The sequence below is a fragment of the Bizionia sp. M204 genome (genome assembly GCF_023205095.1).
Classification (GTDB): domain Bacteria; phylum Bacteroidota; class Bacteroidia; order Flavobacteriales; family Flavobacteriaceae; genus Algorimicrobium; species Algorimicrobium hallyeonense.
Map to the genome: position 1 here is coordinate 353,175 of NZ_CP046242.1, position 19,206 is coordinate 372,380.

A 19,206-nucleotide genomic window follows, 5' to 3' on the forward strand; every position below is an offset into this window, starting at 1 on the left:
TTTAAAATTATTCACATACATATAGCGTCCAACTCATCAATAATGAGATATGAGATTTTCTATACGTGGTGACTCTTTTTAGCATGATGGTATGTTAATTTGCTTACCAAAGCTAAACAAAATATGAATAAGTTGTACTTTTGAAGTCAAAAAAATAATTCTCATGAAAATAGTTTTTAGTTTTTTAGTGCTTTTTATAGTAATTAGTTGTGCTCAAAATAAAGAACCATTATTAGGGGAAACAGAATGGCAGCGCCAACAAAATGCCGATTTTAAGGATGCCAGTAAATCGCCACTTAAAGCCAAGGATAGAAAGAATTTTAAGACCTTGGATTTTTTTCCTGTAGATTCTTCCGCAATTGTCAAGGCTACATTAAAACGAACGCCAGATTCCGATTGGTTTTTAATGCAAACCACAACCGATCGTGTTTCTAATGAGCGCGTTTATGGAATTATAACCTTTGAACTTCATGGAAAAACGTTTGAATTATCTGTTTACCAAGGTCAAGATTTAATGACTCAAGAAGGTTTTGAAGATTATTTATTTTTGCCGTTTATAGACCATACTAATGGTGAAGCTACTTATGGTGGTGGCCGTTATATTGATTTAAGAATTCCTGAAAACGATACAATGATTATCGATTTCAATAAAGCATATAACCCTTATTGTGCCTATGACGAAAAGTATTCCTGTCCCATTGTACCACGAAATAATTATTTAGACATTGAGGTAAAAGCAGGTGTGAAGGCTTTTAATAAAAAATAAAGCGCCTAACAAATTTGTCAGACGCCTTAATTGCCACTAATCTCAACTTAATTTTTAATAATCCGTTTGGATATACTTCCGGTTTCTGTGGTTATTTGTAATAAATATATGCCTTGTGGCAAGTTAGAAATCTCTATTTTTTCGAGATGACTCTGTATTTGCTTGACAACTTTTCCATTCATATCAATGAGTACGGTTGATTTTATTTGAATGCTATTTGGTGTTTTAATATGCACATAATCTGTTGCTGGATTCGGGTATATTTTTATTTCTGAAAGGGTTTCAGAGCTAATATCTAAAGTACCATCAATTTCAAATAATTTCCGGTCATAAAGAGACCATGAGCCATCGGCATTTTGTACACGAATATGCAAATAATGATCACCTTGAGCCAATCCCGTAGTGGTTGGGATTATTACAGTTTCATCCAAATCATCACCTGAAACGGTTAAAGCTGTAGCCAAGCCAACACCTGGATCTACATCTATATAGTATTCGGCGGAAACAATAGAGGCATTATTGGTAAACGGAATATCTGCTACGTGAAACGATTTTCCATCATAAAGACTCCAGCTATTAGCACTATTTTTAACACGCATAAACAATCGGTGTGTGCCAATGGACAGGCTTGATGTTGGAATACTTAAATCGTCATCTAAAGAGGCAACATCATTTCCATCTACAATGGTGCCATTTCCAATGCCTGGATCTGTATCAAAAAAGTATTCAGCTTCCACAATGTCACTGGTATTATTATACGGAACATCAGAAACGCGAAAGGTTTTTGTATCGTACATACTCCATTTGTTATTGCTATTCTTCACACGTATTAACATGGTATGTGTCCCAATAGATAGGCTACTTGTAGGAATTGTGAAGTTTTCATCTAATAAGGCAACATCCGCAACATCTATGGTTGTTCCATTGCCTAAACCAGGATCTGTATCAACAAAGTATTCGGCTTCAACAATATCAAAGTTATTAGAAACGGGAATATCAGATTTTCTAAAAGTTTTAGAGGTGTACAGACTCCATTGGTCATTATCGTTTTTAACGCGTACAAACAGCTTGTGCGTACCAGCTGGCAATCCGCCAATTGAAATGTTCAGATTTCTATTTAAAATATTAGAATTAACGCTATTTACAGGAATTGCATTTCCAATTCCAGGATCGGTATTAAAAAAGTACTCAATTCCTGTAATATTGACTGTGCTATTAAATGGTACGTCAGATACTCTAAAAGTTTGGTTATTATAAATGGAGGTTATGCCATTGGCATTTGTAACTCTCATAAATAATTGATGTGTTCCTGCAGGTAGTCCTACCGTAGAAATGCTAAATGTTTGATCTAACAAGTCTACATCTGGATCAATATCTACCAGAATACCATTTCCAATACCAGGATCGGTATTAAAAAAGTATTCAACACTGGCAATATCCGATTGCGCTAACGATACACCAACACAAAAGCAGCCTAGTAAAAAGGTATATAAAGCTTTCATAATTTTGGGTGTTTTTAGTTAGTTTTATTAGCGTTTGCTTTTAAATTTACATTTAAGCTTGTGCCGGCAGGAACCATATTATTGAAAATTGACATTTCAGTTAAATAAGGTAATTCTGTTGGATAACCTCGTACGTCAAAATCATAATACCCATTAAAAATACCTACATCATTTCCATCTGTACCAGCGTCATTTCCAACTGAACTGTTGCCTAAATTATAATTATTAGTTGCAGCCCAAAGTGGATTGTTTGCAGGAATACTTACAAAAAATGGATTTTGATTATTAAAATTCCCAGTACCATTTAAATCTGCAATAGTTTGTGTTCCGTAATGGTATGTTAAAGAATTGTTGTGAATAATTGGTGTGCCTCCGTTTTGATCTACAATTGCTTGATTGTTGGCAGTAAACACCCAAATATTATTTTGGCATACTAAATTATTAGGATTCAAAAATATGCTCCATTGAAAAGCTGTTTGGTCCGCAACAATCACGTTATTATTAAAGATAGTTGTATCGTTAAAATACTGTAAACCATTATTTCCAATGTTTTGAATAAGATTATTGGTTATAGTAATGTTCGTGCTATTCGTTAGTGTTGCATTCAGGTAAATTAAATTTTTAATAACATTACCTCTAATAGTAATGTCTTCATTACCAATGGAATTTGCGTAAATTCCTACGGCTATAGCGCAATTTTCAATTAATAAATTATTCACATTGTTGCCGGTGATTATGTAGCCAATAACATGTAATCCGGAAATCTTAACGTTGTTAGCCGTAACTGTGATATTTCCAGCTGATGAAGCTTCTCCATTGTTAAGTTCTGGTGCATGACCCATACCTAAAACTGTGACGCCTTTATTAACTGTAATGTTCCCATAAGTCGTGCTGGACGGCTGAATCATAATGATGTCGCCATTGGAAGCTCCTGCAATTGCAGCCGCAAATGTTGTGTAAACATGTGATGGCGAATCGTCAATAAAGGGGTTGTTGTCCACTATTAACGTGTTTTGTGCATTTGTAAAGCTTACTACAAGTAAAGCGATACCTAAAATAAATTTTTTCATGATAATTAGATTTAAGATTAATATTGTCAAAAATCCTAATTATATGCATGCCAGAACATACGTGGAATGTCGTATATTTTAAATTACTTCAAAATTTTAAAAGTGAAGGATTTTCCTCTATTCATGAAGTGTTACGAAGAAATAGGTTGAGAAGTTGAGAATTTGATTTTTAAATTTCCGTTCTAAATACGCTTTTTTTTATTTAACGAGAAAAATTCCAAGGAAAACGGCCAGAAAACCAAGGGCAAAACTAGCAATGGTATACATAGCGAAACTCATAAAGTCTCCGGATTTTAAAAACACATGATTTTCATAAGCAAAAGCAGAGAAGGTGGTAAAGCCGCCACAAAAACCAGTAGCTAGTAACGCCAAATGATTTTCGGACAAGGAATTATTTTTAGCCGCCATACCCAATATGATACCAATAAGTAAACTACCTAAAATATTTGCTAAAAACGTACCGTAAGGGATTCCTGTTTCAGTATTGTTTAAAAATTTACCGACTAAAAAGCGCAATACACTTCCAAAACCACCTCCAATAAATACCAATAGGATTTGTTTCATTTGTATTTTAATTAATAGCAATATAAATTTCGGTAATCCAATTGGCTGGATTTGGTTTTTGACTTGGTTCTGTTAAATAAACTTCTAACATCGGGCCTGTTTCGGAAGTTTCCATATTATATTGTCTAATATAACTCCTTGTCGCGTCTCTAGCTTCCTTTAGGTTTGTATAATTTCCTTTTAATGTTGTTTTAACCGCTTTAAAGGGTTCCAGCTGTCCTGTTAAAATATCGCTTTGTGTTGTTATAACTTGTGTGGTTGTTGGAATACAAACGGAGAACATAACGGCATTATTAGGTTCATCCCAATTGTGATAATATACAAATGGAGCACCTGCCATGGCAATGTTGTTTTTTATGCTATAACTTTTTACACTTGGTAGCACTTTGCTAATCGTTGTTTGTATGTCTGAAATTTTACTAGAGGTGGTTTTGTAAATATAGAAACCACCACCATGTTGCGCAATTCCATCCACCTGAATACTGTAAACCTCCATAGCAGCAATAACTATGTTGTTTAATTTGTCTAAACCACGCTCCAATTCAGGACTCATCATTTTTTCATGACCACCATTTATTAAGGCGTATCCTTTTTCATAAAATGATAAATTATCAGAATACAGAGTCCAAGACACTTCCGTTTCTTTGGCTGAAATTTGTTGGAACTCCCAATTTACTTGTACTGATGCCGATTCATTTAAAAACAGCTCCTGGTTGATGGTTTGGAACGGAATGGCTTCAACCGTTTTTATATGTCCCTTTTCATCACTGCTTTCCCAGCTATATGTGCTGCCAATACCCATAGTGGTATCGGAAAGAACCGTTTTTGTTTCAGGATCAATTTCAACCCAAGGAGACAAAGCGTCCCAATTTTTATAATCAATGACATGGTTGTAAATAACTTGCGATGGTGCCGCAATAGTTCGCGTTCGTGTTACCTTAAAATCATTGGGTTGCACAGCAACATATATAGAGATACCAATAATTAAAATAAGTAAAAAGAACAGGATGTATTGAATTGTTTTCATGAATGATTGGGTTATAAATCAAAGATAAACAATTTTATGCGTTAATAATTAATGTTACATTTGTGAATACTAAAAAAACACTTAAACATATGAAATTAAAATTGATTGTAGGTTTGGCGTTAGTGGCTCCTTTTTTCTATTCATGTAATAATGATAAATCGGAACCAAAAGCCGAAATAGTTGAAACTGAAACAAAGGTTGAAACTGAATTTGATTTTAATGTAGAACAATTTGCAGACATTAAAATCTTACGTTATCAAATTCCGGGTTGGGAAAATTTAACGCTAAAAGAACAAAAACTGGTTTATTATTTAGGACAAGCGGGTTTAGCTGGTCGCGATATTACTTGGGATCAGAATTATAGACACAATTTAACCATTAGAAATGCTTTTGAAAATGTGTACACCACATATACAGGTGATAAATCATCAGCAGATTGGGAAGCTTTCGAAACGTATTTAAAGCGCGTTTGGTTTAGTAATGGTATTCACCATCATTATTCCAATGATAAAATGAAACCTGAATTTTCAAAAGACTATTTAGTTGGTTTATTAAAACAAACGAATACAACTTTAGAAGGCGAAGCTTTAGAAGTTTTATTTAATGACAAGGATTCTAAAAAAGTGAACCAAGCTAAAGATGTAGATAATGTATTATTATCAGCGGTTAACTTCTATGGTTCAAATGTGACTATGGCAGAAGTTGAAGCATTTTATAAAACGAAAAAATCTCCAGATCCTGAAAAGCCATTATCTTTTGGATTAAACTCTAAATTGGTAAAAGAAAACGGGAAAATTGTTGAACAAGTATATAAGTCTGGTGGTTTATATGGTTCAGCTATTGATAACATTATTCCTTGGTTAGAAAAAGCAGAAGGTGTTGCTGAAAACAAAGCACAAGGCGATGCTATTGCCCTATTAATTAAATATTACCAAACAGGTGACTTGCAAACTTGGGATGACTACAATGTAGCATGGACGGCTGCTACCGAAGGAAATATTGATTATATAAATAGTTTTATTGAAGTATATAATGATCCATTAGGTTACACCGGAAGCTACGAAACCATTGTACAAATTAAGGATTTTGATATGTCTGAAAAAATGTCTGTTTTATCAGAAAATGCGCAGTGGTTTGAAGATAATTCGCCATTAATGGAAGATCATAAAAAGAAAAATGTTGTCGGTGTTTCTTACAAGGTAGTTAATGTAGCTGCAGAAGCTGGTGATGCCTCTCCAAGTACTCCAATTGGCGTTAATTTACCAAATGCTAACTGGATTCGTGCAGCAGTAGGAAGTAAATCGGTTTCTTTAGGAAACATAATTCATGCGTATAATAATGCAGGAAGTACAGGTCGCTTAAAAGAGTTTGCAAATGATGCCGAAGAAATTCAACTCGAAGAAAAATACGGACAAGTTGCAGATAAATTACACACAGCCTTACACGAAGTAATTGGTCATGCTTCAGGACAATTAAATCCAGGTGTTGGTGAAACGAAAGAAACACTTAAAACCTATGCGTCTACATTAGAAGAAGGTCGTGCAGATTTAGTAGGTCTTTACTATCTATACAATCCAAAATTACAAGAATTAGGTTTAGTGGACGATTGGAAATCTGTAGGAAAAGCAGCTTATGATGGCTATATTAGAAACGGTTTAATGACACAATTAATTCGTTTAAATATAGGTGATGAAGTTGAAGAAGCCCACATGCGTAACAGACAGTGGGTGAGTGCTTGGGTTTTTGAAAAAGGACAAGAAGCAAATGTTATTGAAAAAGTAACTCGCGACGGTAATACTTATTTCAATATTACAGATTATGATAAATTGCATGATTTATTCGGACAATTATTACGTGAAACACAACGTATTAAATCAGAAGGTGATTTTGCAGCTGTTCAAGCTTTGGTTGAAACTTACGGTGTAAAAGTAGATCAAGAAATTCATGCCGAAGTTTTAAAGCGAAACGCACAATTTAAATCGGCACCATACAGTGGATTTGTAAATCCTATGTTGGTTCCAGAAATGGATGATAATGGCGAAATCACTAAAATTAATGTGGTTCAACCAGAATCGTTTCCAAAGCAAATGTTAGACTATAGTGAGAAATATAATTTCTTGCCAGAAGTTAATTAAATATAACTATTTACTGTGTAAAAAGCCTCAACGCTATTGTGTTGAGGCTTTTTATTTATGCTAGATTTATATAAAAAAAGTAGCTATGTTATAATAGATTATTGGAACATCCATTTAATAGAAAGTATAAATAAAACAAAACAAATAAAGGCAATTAATACCCATACAGTTCCTTTGTAGTGTTTTCTATGCAGCGCTAAATCCTTTCTATATGCATAGACTAAAATTAATACAAAAGCGACCGCAAATAAGCCTCCAAAAATTATTTGTCCAGTAGTAAACATGTCGTTTTTTTTTGCAAATTTAAGAAAACAAACCCATAACCAAATTTTTATTCAGTGATATTAATACGGAATCAAAAATTAATTAGATTTTAAAATTATTACTTTTGAATAAACACAGAAAACCAAACTATGAAAAATAAAATTGAAGCCGTAAAAGCATTTCATACTGCCTTTAAAATTGGTCATCGTGAAACCCCAAAAGCTGATTTAGGTTCTGATAAAAACATGTTGCGTTATAAATTAATGCGTGAAGAAAATGAAGAGTATCTAGAAGCTGTAAACAAAAATGATTTAGTTGAGGTTGCCGATGCTCTAGGTGATATGCTCTATATTTTATGCGGAACTATAATAGAACACGGATTACAGCATAAAATAGAAGATGTCTTTAATGAAATTCAACGTAGCAATATGAGTAAACTTGGCGAAGACGGCGAACCCATTTATCGCGAAGATGGTAAGGTTTTAAAAGGGCCAAATTATTTTAAGCCAAATATCTCTTCTATTCTGAAATCGTAATCTAAACCACATGATAAAAAAATTCCAATCCTGAAATTTTCTAGATTGGAATTTATGTTTTGTAGTAATAAAATATTCAACGACTAACGTGACGTTTCGGGTTGCTTAACCTCAAAACGCCATCCGTGTTTATCTTCGGCAAGGTTATGTTGAATATCTAATAATTTCTTTTTAAATAATGTGGCGTACGAATCGCTGGCATCTGGAATTTCAAAAACTTCTTCAGAATGCTCAAAAGCTGAAATTGGACTAATTACAGCCGCAGTTCCTGTTCCAAAAATTTCTTTCAGACTACCATTTCTAGCAGCTTCTTTTATTTCGCTTACAGTTACACGTCTTACTTCTACGGGAATATTGTTGTCTTCTGCTAATTGTAAAATACTTTTTCTAGTAATACCATCTAAAATCCGATCACTTGTAGGTGCAGTTACCAAGGTGTCATTAATTCTGAAAAAGATGTTCATGGTACCAGCTTCTTCTAGATATTCATGTGTACTAGCATCGGTCCAAATAATTTGCTGATAGCCTTTTTTCTGTGCCAAACTAGTTGGGTAAAACTGTGCGGCATAATTTCCAGCAGCTTTGGCATAACCAACGCCACCATCTGCAGAACGACTATATTTCTCCGCAAAAAGTACACGAACTTTACCTGTGTAATATGCTTTTGCTGGAGAACAAATTATCATAAAACGATATGCTTGAGCAGGCGCAGCTGAAATAGCTGGCTCAAAAGCAAAAACAAACGGTCTAACATATAATGAATTTCCAATACCTGGTTTAATCCAATCTTTATCCATATCCATTAAAGTCGCTAAACCTTTCATGAAATATTCCTTTGGGAATTCTGGAATCGCTAATCGTGCCGCGGAGATATTAATCCGTTTGTGATTATCTTCTGGACGAAACAAAAAGGCCTTTCCGTTATCATCTTTATAAGCTTTCATGCCTTCAAAAACAGCTTGCCCATAATGAAACACACGAGCTGAAGGTTCAATGGTCATGGTTTGGTAAGGAACTATTTTCGGTTGTTGCCAAGCGCCATCAATAAAATCACAATAGAACATGTGATCTGTGAACTTACGCCCAAAATCGATATTATTAAAATCAACATCATTGATTTTTGATTTTTCTATTCGTTCTATGTCGATTTTGTTATATTTCTGATCCGTCATGTTTCTTAAAAGTTTGGTTTTGCGAAAGTACTCTTTTTTGGACTCATATAAAACTTAAAATTTACTTAAAAAAAGTGTATATTTGGCCTTAAATTTTATAAAAATCTCGAATAATGAAAAATATAATTTTAGCACTTTGTTTAGTGTTTGTAGCAGTTTCTTGTAAGAATAATGATAAATCTACAGAAATTATTGAAACAGAAATTAACGAAATGGCTTATGTTTCTTTTGGAGATGTTATTGAAGCCGATAATACATTAAGTGCATCTGAAATAAGCGAAAAATACCAAAACTTGAAAGCTGGTGACACCCTTCACACTAAAGTAAAGGCAAAAGTAAACAGTGTTTGTCAGTCCAAAGGATGTTGGATGCGTTTGGATTTAGAGAACAATCAAGAAGTGATGGTAAAATTTAAAGACTACGGTTTTTTTATGCCTAAAAATATAGCAGATAAAGAAGTTATAATTAATGGTAAAGCTTATGTAACTGAAGTTTCTGTTGATGAGCAACGTCATTATGCGGAAGATGCAGGAAAAACAGAAGAAGAAATTGCTGCTATAACAGAACCGCAACGTACCTTGTCTTTTGAAGCAGATGGTGTGTTGCTAATTGAAGAATAATGAAAACGTTTTTTAGCTGTTTAAGCCTACTTATCCTTGTTGCCAGTTGTAATAACGCTGAAGAAAAAGTAATTCCTGAAAAGTCTAAAAAACAGGAAGTTGTTTATGATATGTATGAGCCGTCTGAAATGGCCAATCTCATGAATCAAATGTATGCGCACAATTTGGACGTTAAAAATGCGATAGTTTTAGGTGAAGATATACAAGAATTTCCATTAGATTTCTTAAAAATCCATACAGCGGAATTATCCGATTTTAAAAAACGCAATGAAACGTTTGAGAGTTTTTCAAAATTATTTATTCAAGCCGAAAAGGAACTTTATAATCCGGAATCTGCTTTGTCAGAAACCGAAAGGTTCAATAATGTGGTAAATCTTTGTATTTCTTGCCACCAAACCGAATGTACTGGGCCAATTCCACGTATTAAAAAACTATTAATTAAATAGTTTGAAACGCCATATTATAACCACGGCTGATGGTTCTAAAACCATCCAGATAGACGATTGGAATGAACAATACCATTCTATCCATGGCGCCATTCAAGAAGCAAATCACGTGTTTATAAAAACAGGTTTCGAGGCTGTTATTTCGGGATTGCAGTTGAACTCTTTGTCCATTCTAGAAATTGGTTTTGGCACAGGATTAAATGCCATAATTACCTTATTAAAGGCAGAAAAAGAACAAGTTCATGTGGATTATGTCGGTATTGAAGCGTATCCTGTTTTAACCTCCGAAATTAGCCAATTAAACTATGCAGAACTATTGAAAGATGATTCTGCTGAAGCACAGTTTAAAGCCATTCATACTATTTCTTGGGAAATAAAAGCATCACTTTCTAAATTTTTCCAATTAACCAAACAAGAAAAGAAGTTTCAGGATATTACGAATATAAATCAGTTTCATCTTATTTATTTTGATGCGTTTGGAGCACGTGTGCAACCCGAATTATGGACGGAACCTATTTTCGAGAAAATGTATAATGCGCTAAAACCAAAAGGTGTTTTGGTTACCTATTCAGCAAAAGGGAGCGTGCGTCGCGCCATGCAAGCTGTAGGGTTTGTGGTGGAACGACTACCAGGGCCTCCAGGCAAACGTGAAATGTTAAGGGCCACAAAGCCCGAAACATTCAACGATGCGAAGTGAGTTACATGTTTCCTTTTAAAGCCCGAAACATTCAACGATGCGAAGTGAGTTACATGTTTCCTTTTAAAGCCCGAAACATTCAACGATGCGAAGTGAGTTACATGTTTCCTTTTAAAGCCCGAAACATTTCAGTAGAAATATTCATAGTCAAGCAACTTTTCTTCGTTATCCATTCAAGGCTTCAACATGGGGTTAATACATACTTAATCTTTCGTTAATTCTGTTAAACCTTCTTTAAAAGCAATTAAAAACACTGTTTTAACCCGTATCTTTATATAAAAATTGTACATGAAGGTATTAATTACAGGTGCTACAGGTTTAATTGGTAAGGCAATAGTTGAACAATGTCATGATCAAAATATTTCCGTTCATTATTTAACAACTTCTAAAGAAAAAATTGAGCAACACGATGACTATAAAGGGTTTTATTGGAACCCTAAAAATAATGAAATAGATGTAGCTTGTTTGGAAGGTGTTGAAACCATTATAAATTTGGCAGGTGCTACCATTGCTAAACGGTGGACTGCAGCTTATAAAAACGTTATTATTAATAGTAGGTTAGATACATTACGATTAATAAAAGAAACATTACAGCGTGAAAATCATTCGGTAAAACACGTTATTTCGGCAAGTGCTATTGGCATTTATCCAGATTCTTTAACCAACTATTATGATGAAGAAACAACGGAAATTTCCACTAGTTTTTTAGGACAGGTTGTAGAAAAGTGGGAGGCCATGACAGATACGTTTAAAACGCTTGATGTTTTGGTCTCTAAAGTTAGAATCGGCTTGGTTTTAGATGCTGAAGAAGGTGCTTTGCCACAAATAGTGAAACCGGTTAAATTTGGTGCTGGTGCAGCTTTTGGTAGTGGTAATCAGTGGCAATCATGGATTCATATTACAGATTTAGCGCGTATTTTTGTTTATGTATTAAACCATAAAATTGAAGGTGTTACCAATGCCGTAGCACCAAATCCCATAACAAATTCTGAACTTACAAAAGCCGTTGCTAGCGTTTTAAATAAACCATTATTTTTACCAAACATTCCAAAAGCATTAATGAAATTGATTTTGGGTGATATGCACATTTTATTATTCGAAAGTCAACGTGTAAGTTGTAAACAAGTAGAGGAGGAAGGGTTTCAGTTTGAATTTGTAAACATTAAACCAGCCCTGGAAAACCTATTAGCTTAAAGTCATAAAACAGGCATAAAAAAATCCGCTACATTTCTGTAGCGGATTTTTAAAATTATTAACAAAAATGAATTACGCTTTATTAGCAGTAATAGTTATTTGTAATTCCATATCATCGTTGATGAATTTATCTCCTAAATCATCAAAGAAAGATTTTGAACCATATTTCACATTCCATTTAGAACGATCAATAGTAAATGTTTCACTAGTAATAGTTACAGAATCATTGTTTTCTGAAACAGTTACTGGAATAGAGATGTTGTTTTCTGTATCTTTCATTTTAAGATTTCCAGATAACATCATTTTTCCATTTTCATTTGTAAAACCAGTTACTTCAAAAGCTGATGCTGGAAACGCTTCAACGTCAAAAAAGTCTGGGCTTTTTAAATGACCAGTTAATTTTCCATGATTTTCATCATCTTCAGGAAGATCTGTTACATAAAGTGAATTCATGTCAATTAAAAAGCTTCCGCTTTCAATAGCATCACCATTCATAGTAAATACACCACTTTCAACTTTAATAGTTCCAGTATGTGTTCCTGTTGGCTTAAAGCCTTTCCACATAATAGTAGATGCTTCTGTGTCAACTAAATATTTTGTTGAAACTTCAGTTACTTCAGCAGCTACTTCAGCTTCTGTTGTTTCAACTTCTTGTGCTTTATCTTTACAACTTGCAAACGTTACAACTAATGCTAATGTTAAGATTGGTAAAAAACGATTTTTCATTGTTTTAATATATTTTAGTGTTAAGCTGCAAAAATAGTTGTTTCAGATTTAAAAATGTTTAAAAAAATATTAAATTATTTTTAATGACATTTTGACATTTTAAGGATAATGGCAGTACTTTTGCCATCCATTTAACGTATTTTAAAAATAGAGATACACAATGAGCAAGAAAGATAAAAATAATACTACTGCCCATGAGCAAGTAGACGAGCAAATACTGGATAACAACGAGGTGTCTTCTGAAGATACACGAACCGTTGAAGAGCAATTGAATGAATCTTTAGCATTAGAAAAAGATAAATTTTTACGACTGTTCGCTGAATTTGAAAATTATAAGAGACGTACTGCCAAAGAACGTAATGAGTTGTTTAAAACAGCAAGTCAAGATGTAATGGTGGCATTATTGCCAATTTTGGATGATTTTGACCGTGCTTATACTGAAATATCTAAAACAAAAGAAAAGGATTTATTGAAAGGTGTGGAGCTCATTAAAAATAAGCTTAAAAACACACTAGAAAGTAAAGGTCTAGAATTAATAGATTTGCGCACTGGCGACGAATTTAACGCAGATAATCACGAAGCAATAACGCAAGTACCAGCACCTAACGAAGCTTTAAAAGGCAAGATTATAGATGTTATAGAAAAAGGGTATAAGTTGGGTGATAAAATAATAAGATTTCCAAAAGTAGTTATAGGACAATAATATGGCAAAACAAGATTATTACGAGGTTTTAGGAATTGATAAAAATGCAGATGCCGCCGCAATTAAAAAGGCGTATCGTAAAATGGCATTGAAATATCATCCAGATAAGAATCCTGATAATAGCGAAGCAGAAACGAAGTTTAAAGAAGCAGCTGAAGCTTATGAAGTATTAAGTAATGCTGATAAAAAAGCACGTTATGACCAATTTGGTCACCAAGCCTTTGAAGGTAATGGTGGTTTTAATGGAGGTAACATGAATATGGATGACATATTCAGTCAGTTTGGCGATATATTCGGTGGTGCCTTTGGCGGTGGCGGCGGATTTTCCGGCTTTAGTGGTGGTGGTTTTGGCGGTGGCGGACAACGCCGCGTTAAAGGTACCAACATGCGTATTCGCGTGAAATTAACGTTGGAAGAAATTGCTAATGGTGTTGAGAAGAAGGTGAAAGTTAGACGCAAAGTTCAAGCGCCTGGAACGACGTATAAAACCTGTTCAACCTGTAATGGAGCCGGGCAAGTAATGCGTGTTACTAATACTATACTTGGTCGTATGCAAACAGCCACAACATGTACAACATGTGGTGGAGCAGGACAAACAATAGATAAAAAACCGAATGAAGCGGATGCACAAGGTATGCTTGTAAAAGAGGAAACCGTATCTATAAAAATTCCTGCAGGTGTGGTTGATGGTATGCAACTAAAAGTTACTGGTAAAGGTAATGAAGCCCCTGGAAATGGTGTTTCCGGTGATTTATTAGTGGCCATAGAAGAAGAAACACATGCAACGCTTCAACGAGAAGGCGATAATTTACATTATGATTTATATGTGAGTTTACCGGATGCTGTTTTAGGAACTTCAAAAGAAATAGATACCGTAACAGGAAAAGTGCGAATTAAAATTGATGCAGGTGTACAATCTGGTAAAATTTTAAGACTTCGTGGCAAAGGTATTCCGTCTATTAATGGTTATGGAAAAGGCGATTTGTTAGTACATGTTAATGTCTGGACGCCAAAAACCTTAAGCAAACAACAAAAAGACTTTTTTGAATCTATGCGTGAGGACGAACATTTTGATCCAAAACCAGAAGTTGGTGATAAATCATTCTTTGAAAAAGTAAAAGATATGTTTTCATAAATGAAAAATATTCATGTAGTACAAATCCGCCTTTTTGGCGGATTTGTTGTTTATAGCTAAAGTTAATTACAGTCTTTCTATAATTGTTTAATAAAAATTACTATATTTGGTTTATTACTATAGATTATAGTAATAATTTTTCTTTTTCATAGCAATTTTTTCCCATCCTTAAGCGTAAGTTTTAGGATGGGTTTTGTTTTTATTGAACAAGCTCAATTTCTTTTTTATTAATTTCGGATGGCAGTATTACATTTAATATATTTACAATCATTTCAATTAACTAGCAATCAAGTATGGGTAACTTATTAGAAGCGCATAACGTTTCTAAAAAATTTGGAGATTATACAGCTTTAAACAATGTGTCTATTGCCGTGCCACAAGGAAGTATCTTCGGGCTTTTAGGGCCAAATGGGGCGGGAAAAACAACACTTATTCGGGTTATTAATCAAATAACCATGCCAGATTCAGGACATGTTATTTTAGATAATGAACCATTACAAAATCATCATGTTAGAGACATTGGTTACCTGCCTGAAGAACGTGGCCTGTACAAATCTATGAAGGTTGGTGAACAAGCTTTGTATCTTGCACAACTTAAGGGCTTAAGTAAAACAGAAGCAAAAAAACGCTTGCATTATTGGTTTGATAGGTTAGATATTGGCGATTGGTGGAATAAAAAAATACAGGAGCTTTCTAAAGGAATGGCTCAAAAAGTACAATTCATTGTTACGGTTCTACACGAACCAAAATTGTTGATCTTTGACGAACCCTTTTCCGGATTCGATCCAATTAATGCTATCTTAATTAAAGATGAAATTTTAAGACTTCGCGAAAATGGCGCCACGGTTATATTTTCAACACATCGAATGGAATCTGTAGAAGAATTGTGTGACCATATTGCTTTAATTCACGAATCCAATAAAATTTTAGATGGTAAATTACATGATATTAAAAGGCAGTTTAAAACCAATACATTCGAAATTGGTATACGTGCTACGCATGAAGCCGCATTAGACAAGGAACTTAACGAAAAATTTACCGTAACACCAACCAGTTTTAAAACACTAGGGAATGAGTTAAAACGTAATATCAAGCTGTCCGAACAGCAATCGCCTAACGATTTGTTGAGTTTTTTAACAAGTAGAGGAGAAGTTTCGCATTTTGTAGAATTAATACCTAGTGCCAATGATATTTTTATTCAAGCCGTAAAGAATAGTTAATTATGAACCATTTACCACTCATTATAAAACGCGAGTACTTTACCAAAGTGAAGAATAAATCTTTTATAATCATGACATTTTTAAGTCCAATGATTATGATTGGCTTGGTAGCCGTTGTAGCTTATTTAACACAACTAAATAACAATTCTGAACGCAGCATTTCCATTTTAGATGAATCTGGTCAAATGGCGTCCGTTTTTGAGAGCACCAAAAACACCAAGTATGTTATATTCAATCAATTGTCTCTAGATGAGGCTATAACACTTACGCAAGTTCAAGAAAACTATGGCTTACTGTATATTGGTAAATTTGATAACCTAAACTCATCTCAGAATGTTATAAAATTCTATTCAGAAGAATCCCCTTCCATATCCGTAATTAGAGGTTTGGAAAGCAAATTAGAAAAACAATTAACCGATTTAAAGCTAGAAAGTCAAGGGGTTGACATTGAGAAAATAAAGACTTCAAAAATTGATGTAGCCATTACTCAAGAAAGTTTCACAGGCGAAAAAACATCAAAAGTGGACAGTATTGTAAAGTTAATATTTGGCGGCGCAGCTGGCTATTTGCTGTTTATGTTTATCATTATTTATGGTAATATGATTATGCGAAGCGTGATTGAAGAAAAAACAAGTCGGATTATAGAAATTATTATATCATCTGTGAAGCCCATGCAGTTAATGCTTGGAAAAATTATTGGAACGTCACTAGCTGGCGTGACACAATTTGTTATCTGGCTTATTTTAGGCGGAATATTAATAACCATTATTTCGGCAATTTTTGGAATCGATTTAATGCAAGCAGCGCCTTCAGGGCAATTATTAAGCCAAGCAGGAAACGAGACAGCCATGCCAGATTTAGTCCAAAGCGGATTTCAAGCCTTTTATAATTTACCGTTAACCAATTTAGTCCTTGCGTTTTTAATGTTTTTTATTGGAGGCTATTTACTTTATAGCTCTCTATATGCTGCAATTGGTGCAGCTGTAGATAATGAAACAGATACGCAACAATTTCTGTTTCCTATTTTAATGCCTTTAATTTTAGCGGTGTATATTGGTTTTTTTACCGTAATTGAGGATCCACATGGAACCATATCAACTATATTTTCGTTTATACCATTAACATCACCGGTTGTTATGCTTATGCGGATTCCGTTTGGCGTTCCAATTTGGCAACAAATTTTGTCACTCCTTATTTTAATAGGTACTTTTATGTTTACCGTTTGGTTTGCTGCCAAAATTTACCGTGTCGGCATATTAATGTATGGCAAAAAGCCGAGTTATAAGGAAATTTTAAAATGGATGAAATATTAAATTAAACCATGCAAAATAGATTAGACGATATTGAAGATGCTGTAACCGAGAGTGGTGCTTGGGAATCCTTTGTCGAGTTTTTAAATTTAGGATTTCAATTCGGATCAGAAGATAGCCCCATTAATATAACGGTTGGACTGCTGGTATTAATAACTATTATTTACCTCGTTACAACTATTGTTTTAAATTTCCTTCGCAGATTGTATGAGAAACGATTGCCAAATGAAGATAAGGCTAAATTCAATACAGTCTTTTCGTTTGCCAGATGGTTAATTTATTTGGTTGTTATTCTAGTTGTTTTTGATTCAGTAGGTGTTAATGTTACCGCTATTTTTGCAGCATCAGCCGCACTATTAATCGGTATTGGTTTGGCACTACAAACTTTATTTCAAGATATTATTTCAGGTGTATTTATTCTTGTGGACCAAAGTTTACATGTTGGTGATATTATTGAAATTGAAGGCAAAGTTGGGCGTGTGGAAGAAATAAAGCTACGTACCACACGCGCCGTTACCATTGACAATAGGGTTTTGGTAATTCCAAATCATTTATACTTAACAAATAGCTTATATAACTGGACTCAAAATGACATTTCCACACGCGAAAATATAACAGTCGGTGTGGCTTATGGTAGTGATACGCAGTTGGTAAAACGCCTGTTGCTGGAAGCTGCTAATTCGCATCCCGAGGTTTTAGATAACAAATCAACTGTTGTGTTATTTACGGATTTTGGTGATAGCTCCTTGAATTTTAAAGTTATTTTTACGGTTAGAGATAGTTTTAAATCCCAATTTCCTAAAAGTGATATTCGATTTGAAATAGATAGATTATTTAGAGAAAACAATGTTTCCATTCCATTTCCACAAAGAGATATTCATATTATTGAAAAAAAAGAGTAAATAGTTATGCCAAAAATATTAGTAATTGAAGATGAAGCAGCCATTAGGCGTGTACTTGTAAAAATCCTTTCAGAAGAAAATGATACCTATCAAGTAGATGAAGCTGAAGACGGTTTAGAAGGTTTAGAGAAAATTAAAAATGAAGATTATGATCTCGTTTTTTGTGATATCAAAATGCCAAAAATGGATGGTGTTGATGTTTTGATAGCGGCAAAAAAAATAAAACCCGAAATCCCTATTGTCATGATTTCAGGTCATGGCGATTTGGACACAGCTGTAAACACCATGCGTTTAGGTGCTTTTGACTATATATCCAAGCCACCAGATTTAAACCGTTTACTAAATACAGTTAGAATTGCTTTGGATACCAAAGTATTGGTTGTTGAAAATAAAATGCTGAAAAAGAAAGTCAGTAAGAATTATCAAATGATTGGTGAAAGTGCCGCTATTACGCATATTAAGGATATGATTGAAAAGGTGGCGCAAACAGATGCACGCGTTTTAATTACTGGACCAAACGGAACAGGGAAAGAATTGGTAGCACACTGGTTGCATCAAAAAAGCGACCGTTCTAAAGGGAATTTGGTTGAAGTAAATTGTGCCGCTATTCCAGCAGAATTAATAGAAAGTGAATTGTTTGGTCATGTAAAAGGAGCTTTTACGAGTGCTGTTAAAGATCGCGCCGGGAAATTTGAGACTGCCAATGGAGGAACTATATTTCTAGATGAAATTGGTGATATGAGTCTTTCTGCTCAAGCTAAAGTGCTCCGCGCACTTCAAGAAAATAAAATTCAACGCGTTGGTAACGATAAGGATATTAAAGTCGATGTTCGTGTTATAGCCGCCACCAATAAGGATTTAAAAAAAGAAATAGCCGAAGGGCGTTTTCGTGAAGATTTGTATCACAGATTAGCTGTTATTCTTATTCAAGTACCATCATTAAACGACAGACGTGAAGATATTCCATTGCTAATTGATTATTTTTCTGAAAAAATATCCAATGAGCATGGAACGGTTCAAAAATCTTTTTCTAGCAAAGCTATAAAGCAACTTCAGGAATATGATTGGACCGGAAACATTCGGGAACTCCGCAACGTCGTAGAGCGCTTAATTATACTTGGTGAAAAAGAAATTAGCGAAGAAGATGTAAACATGTTCGCTTCCAAATAACCTTAAAATGCCTGAATGTGTTCAGGCATTTTTTTTTGAAATAAAAC

20 protein-coding genes are annotated in these 19,206 nt (G+C 34.1%); 13 read left to right on the plus strand and 7 right to left on the minus strand.

Annotated elements, in window-relative coordinates; all coding sequences use genetic code 11:
• Positions 1-163 precede the first annotated feature (163 nt).
• Positions 164-766: a DUF1684 domain-containing protein gene (locus GMA17_RS01640; RefSeq protein ID WP_248398409.1), complete on the plus strand. Its 603-nt coding sequence runs from the start codon at positions 164-166 to the stop codon at positions 764-766.
• 47 nt (positions 767-813) lie between these two features.
• Here the strand turns inward: GMA17_RS01640 and GMA17_RS01645 are convergent, their stop codons facing one another.
• The 4 genes from GMA17_RS01645 to GMA17_RS01660 form a co-directional block, all read right to left on the minus strand.
• The gene (locus tag GMA17_RS01645) at positions 814-2,268 is read right to left on the minus strand and encodes a T9SS type A sorting domain-containing protein (RefSeq protein ID WP_248398411.1); all 1,455 of its coding nucleotides are present in this window, start codon (positions 2,266-2,268) and stop codon (positions 814-816) included.
• A gap of 14 nt (positions 2,269-2,282) precedes the next feature.
• Positions 2,283-3,338: a hypothetical protein gene (locus GMA17_RS01650; protein ID WP_248398413.1), complete on the minus strand. Its 1,056-nt coding sequence runs from the start codon at positions 3,336-3,338 to the stop codon at positions 2,283-2,285.
• Positions 3,339-3,536: 198 nt separating this feature from the next.
• The gene (crcB, locus tag GMA17_RS01655) at positions 3,537-3,902 is read right to left on the minus strand and encodes a fluoride efflux transporter CrcB (RefSeq protein ID WP_248398415.1); all 366 of its coding nucleotides are present in this window, start codon (positions 3,900-3,902) and stop codon (positions 3,537-3,539) included.
• Between the two features lie 7 nt (positions 3,903-3,909).
• Positions 3,910-4,929: a GyrI-like domain-containing protein gene (locus GMA17_RS01660; RefSeq protein WP_248398417.1), complete on the minus strand. Its 1,020-nt coding sequence runs from the start codon at positions 4,927-4,929 to the stop codon at positions 3,910-3,912.
• Positions 4,930-5,018: 89 nt separating this feature from the next.
• On the opposite strand from GMA17_RS01660, the gene GMA17_RS01665 reads away from it, so the two are divergent.
• On the plus strand, positions 5,019-7,064 hold the full coding sequence (locus GMA17_RS01665) for a dipeptidyl peptidase 3 (RefSeq protein WP_248398419.1): 2,046 nt from the start codon (positions 5,019-5,021) through the stop codon (positions 7,062-7,064).
• A gap of 98 nt (positions 7,065-7,162) precedes the next feature.
• Here GMA17_RS01665 and GMA17_RS01670 read toward each other — a convergent pair whose 3' ends face one another.
• Positions 7,163-7,348, minus strand: a complete 186-nt coding sequence (locus GMA17_RS01670; RefSeq protein ID WP_248398421.1) for a hypothetical protein — start codon at positions 7,346-7,348, stop codon at positions 7,163-7,165.
• 129 nt (positions 7,349-7,477) lie between these two features.
• Here GMA17_RS01670 and GMA17_RS01675 point away from each other — a divergent pair, with 129 nt between their 5' ends.
• Positions 7,478-7,864 carry a nucleoside triphosphate pyrophosphohydrolase family protein gene (locus GMA17_RS01675; RefSeq protein WP_248398423.1) on the plus strand — a complete coding sequence of 129 codons (387 nt, stop codon included), beginning with the start codon at positions 7,478-7,480 and terminating at the stop codon, positions 7,862-7,864.
• A gap of 83 nt (positions 7,865-7,947) precedes the next feature.
• On the opposite strand, the gene GMA17_RS01680 is transcribed toward GMA17_RS01675, so the two are convergent.
• A complete protein-coding gene (locus tag GMA17_RS01680; RefSeq protein WP_248398425.1) occupies positions 7,948-9,036 on the minus strand; it encodes a branched-chain amino acid aminotransferase in 1,089 nt (362 codons plus the stop codon).
• Positions 9,037-9,149: 113 nt separating this feature from the next.
• Between GMA17_RS01680 and GMA17_RS01685 the strand changes: the two genes are divergently transcribed.
• The 4 genes from GMA17_RS01685 (at position 9,150) to GMA17_RS01700 (ending at position 11,993) form a co-directional block, all read left to right on the plus strand.
• The gene (locus tag GMA17_RS01685; protein ID WP_248398426.1) at positions 9,150-9,656 is read left to right on the plus strand and encodes a DUF4920 domain-containing protein; all 507 of its coding nucleotides are present in this window, start codon (positions 9,150-9,152) and stop codon (positions 9,654-9,656) included.
• Positions 9,656-10,102 carry a hypothetical protein gene (locus GMA17_RS01690; protein WP_248398427.1) on the plus strand — a complete coding sequence of 149 codons (447 nt, stop codon included), beginning with the start codon at positions 9,656-9,658 and terminating at the stop codon, positions 10,100-10,102. The genes GMA17_RS01685 and GMA17_RS01690 overlap by 1 nt, the downstream gene beginning before the upstream one ends.
• A gap of 1 nt (position 10,103) precedes the next feature.
• On the plus strand, positions 10,104-10,799 hold the full coding sequence (gene mnmD, locus GMA17_RS01695; protein WP_248398432.1) for a tRNA (5-methylaminomethyl-2-thiouridine)(34)-methyltransferase MnmD: 696 nt from the start codon (positions 10,104-10,106) through the stop codon (positions 10,797-10,799).
• 288 nt (positions 10,800-11,087) lie between these two features.
• Positions 11,088-11,993 (plus strand): TIGR01777 family oxidoreductase, encoded by a 906-nt coding sequence (locus GMA17_RS01700; protein ID WP_248398434.1) that lies wholly within the window; start codon positions 11,088-11,090, stop codon positions 11,991-11,993.
• A gap of 72 nt (positions 11,994-12,065) precedes the next feature.
• Here the strand turns inward: GMA17_RS01700 and GMA17_RS01705 are convergent, their stop codons facing one another.
• Positions 12,066-12,719, minus strand: a complete 654-nt coding sequence (locus GMA17_RS01705) for a YceI family protein (RefSeq protein WP_248398437.1) — start codon at positions 12,717-12,719, stop codon at positions 12,066-12,068.
• 160 nt (positions 12,720-12,879) lie between these two features.
• Between GMA17_RS01705 and GMA17_RS01710 the strand changes: the two genes are divergently transcribed.
• The 6 genes from GMA17_RS01710 to GMA17_RS01735 all read left to right on the plus strand — a co-directional run bounded on the left by GMA17_RS01710 (position 12,880) and on the right by GMA17_RS01735 (position 19,159).
• Positions 12,880-13,422: a nucleotide exchange factor GrpE gene (locus tag GMA17_RS01710; protein WP_248398439.1), complete on the plus strand. Its 543-nt coding sequence runs from the start codon at positions 12,880-12,882 to the stop codon at positions 13,420-13,422.
• Position 13,423: 1 nt separating this feature from the next.
• A complete protein-coding gene (dnaJ, locus tag GMA17_RS01715) occupies positions 13,424-14,557 on the plus strand; it encodes a molecular chaperone DnaJ (RefSeq protein ID WP_248398441.1) in 1,134 nt (377 codons plus the stop codon).
• 293 nt (positions 14,558-14,850) lie between these two features.
• Complete coding sequence (locus GMA17_RS01720) at positions 14,851-15,777, plus strand: ABC transporter ATP-binding protein (RefSeq protein ID WP_248398442.1); 927 nt, start codon at positions 14,851-14,853, stop codon at positions 15,775-15,777.
• 2 nt (positions 15,778-15,779) lie between these two features.
• Positions 15,780-17,090, plus strand: a complete 1,311-nt coding sequence (locus GMA17_RS01725) for an ABC transporter permease (protein WP_248398443.1) — start codon at positions 15,780-15,782, stop codon at positions 17,088-17,090.
• 8 nt (positions 17,091-17,098) lie between these two features.
• Entirely contained in the window at positions 17,099-17,989 is an 891-nt protein-coding gene (locus GMA17_RS01730) for a mechanosensitive ion channel family protein (protein WP_248398444.1), read from the plus strand.
• Between the two features lie 6 nt (positions 17,990-17,995).
• Entirely contained in the window at positions 17,996-19,159 is a 1,164-nt protein-coding gene (locus GMA17_RS01735) for a sigma-54 dependent transcriptional regulator (protein WP_248398446.1), read from the plus strand.
• The last annotated feature ends 47 nt before the right edge of the window (positions 19,160-19,206 follow it).

What these genes read in the sequence shown, in the direction of transcription:
- GMA17_RS01730 (WP_248398444.1), top strand. Translation starts at nt 17,099, where the DNA reads ATGCAAAATAGATTAGACGATATTGAAGATGCTGTAACCGAGAGTGGT.
- GMA17_RS01725 (WP_248398443.1), top strand. Translation starts at nt 15,780, where the DNA reads ATGAACCATTTACCACTCATTATAAAACGCGAGTACTTTACCAAAGTG.
- GMA17_RS01680 (WP_248398425.1), bottom strand. Translation starts at nt 9,036, where the DNA reads ATGACGGATCAGAAATATAACAAAATCGACATAGAACGAATAGAAAAA.
- GMA17_RS01670 (WP_248398421.1), bottom strand. Translation starts at nt 7,348, where the DNA reads ATGTTTACTACTGGACAAATAATTTTTGGAGGCTTATTTGCGGTCGCT.
- GMA17_RS01735 (WP_248398446.1), top strand. Translation starts at nt 17,996, where the DNA reads ATGCCAAAAATATTAGTAATTGAAGATGAAGCAGCCATTAGGCGTGTA.
- GMA17_RS01660 (WP_248398417.1), bottom strand. Translation starts at nt 4,929, where the DNA reads ATGAAAACAATTCAATACATCCTGTTCTTTTTACTTATTTTAATTATT.
- crcB (WP_248398415.1), bottom strand. Translation starts at nt 3,902, where the DNA reads ATGAAACAAATCCTATTGGTATTTATTGGAGGTGGTTTTGGAAGTGTA.
- GMA17_RS01710 (WP_248398439.1), top strand. Translation starts at nt 12,880, where the DNA reads ATGAGCAAGAAAGATAAAAATAATACTACTGCCCATGAGCAAGTAGAC.
- GMA17_RS01675 (WP_248398423.1), top strand. Translation starts at nt 7,478, where the DNA reads ATGAAAAATAAAATTGAAGCCGTAAAAGCATTTCATACTGCCTTTAAA.
- dnaJ (WP_248398441.1), top strand. Translation starts at nt 13,424, where the DNA reads ATGGCAAAACAAGATTATTACGAGGTTTTAGGAATTGATAAAAATGCA.
- GMA17_RS01720 (WP_248398442.1), top strand. Translation starts at nt 14,851, where the DNA reads ATGGGTAACTTATTAGAAGCGCATAACGTTTCTAAAAAATTTGGAGAT.
- GMA17_RS01690 (WP_248398427.1), top strand. Translation starts at nt 9,656, where the DNA reads ATGAAAACGTTTTTTAGCTGTTTAAGCCTACTTATCCTTGTTGCCAGT.
- GMA17_RS01700 (WP_248398434.1), top strand. Translation starts at nt 11,088, where the DNA reads ATGAAGGTATTAATTACAGGTGCTACAGGTTTAATTGGTAAGGCAATA.
- GMA17_RS01705 (WP_248398437.1), bottom strand. Translation starts at nt 12,719, where the DNA reads ATGAAAAATCGTTTTTTACCAATCTTAACATTAGCATTAGTTGTAACG.
- GMA17_RS01645 (WP_248398411.1), bottom strand. Translation starts at nt 2,268, where the DNA reads ATGAAAGCTTTATATACCTTTTTACTAGGCTGCTTTTGTGTTGGTGTA.
- GMA17_RS01685 (WP_248398426.1), top strand. Translation starts at nt 9,150, where the DNA reads ATGAAAAATATAATTTTAGCACTTTGTTTAGTGTTTGTAGCAGTTTCT.
- GMA17_RS01650 (WP_248398413.1), bottom strand. Translation starts at nt 3,338, where the DNA reads ATGAAAAAATTTATTTTAGGTATCGCTTTACTTGTAGTAAGCTTTACA.
- GMA17_RS01640 (WP_248398409.1), top strand. Translation starts at nt 164, where the DNA reads ATGAAAATAGTTTTTAGTTTTTTAGTGCTTTTTATAGTAATTAGTTGT.
- GMA17_RS01665 (WP_248398419.1), top strand. Translation starts at nt 5,019, where the DNA reads ATGAAATTAAAATTGATTGTAGGTTTGGCGTTAGTGGCTCCTTTTTTC.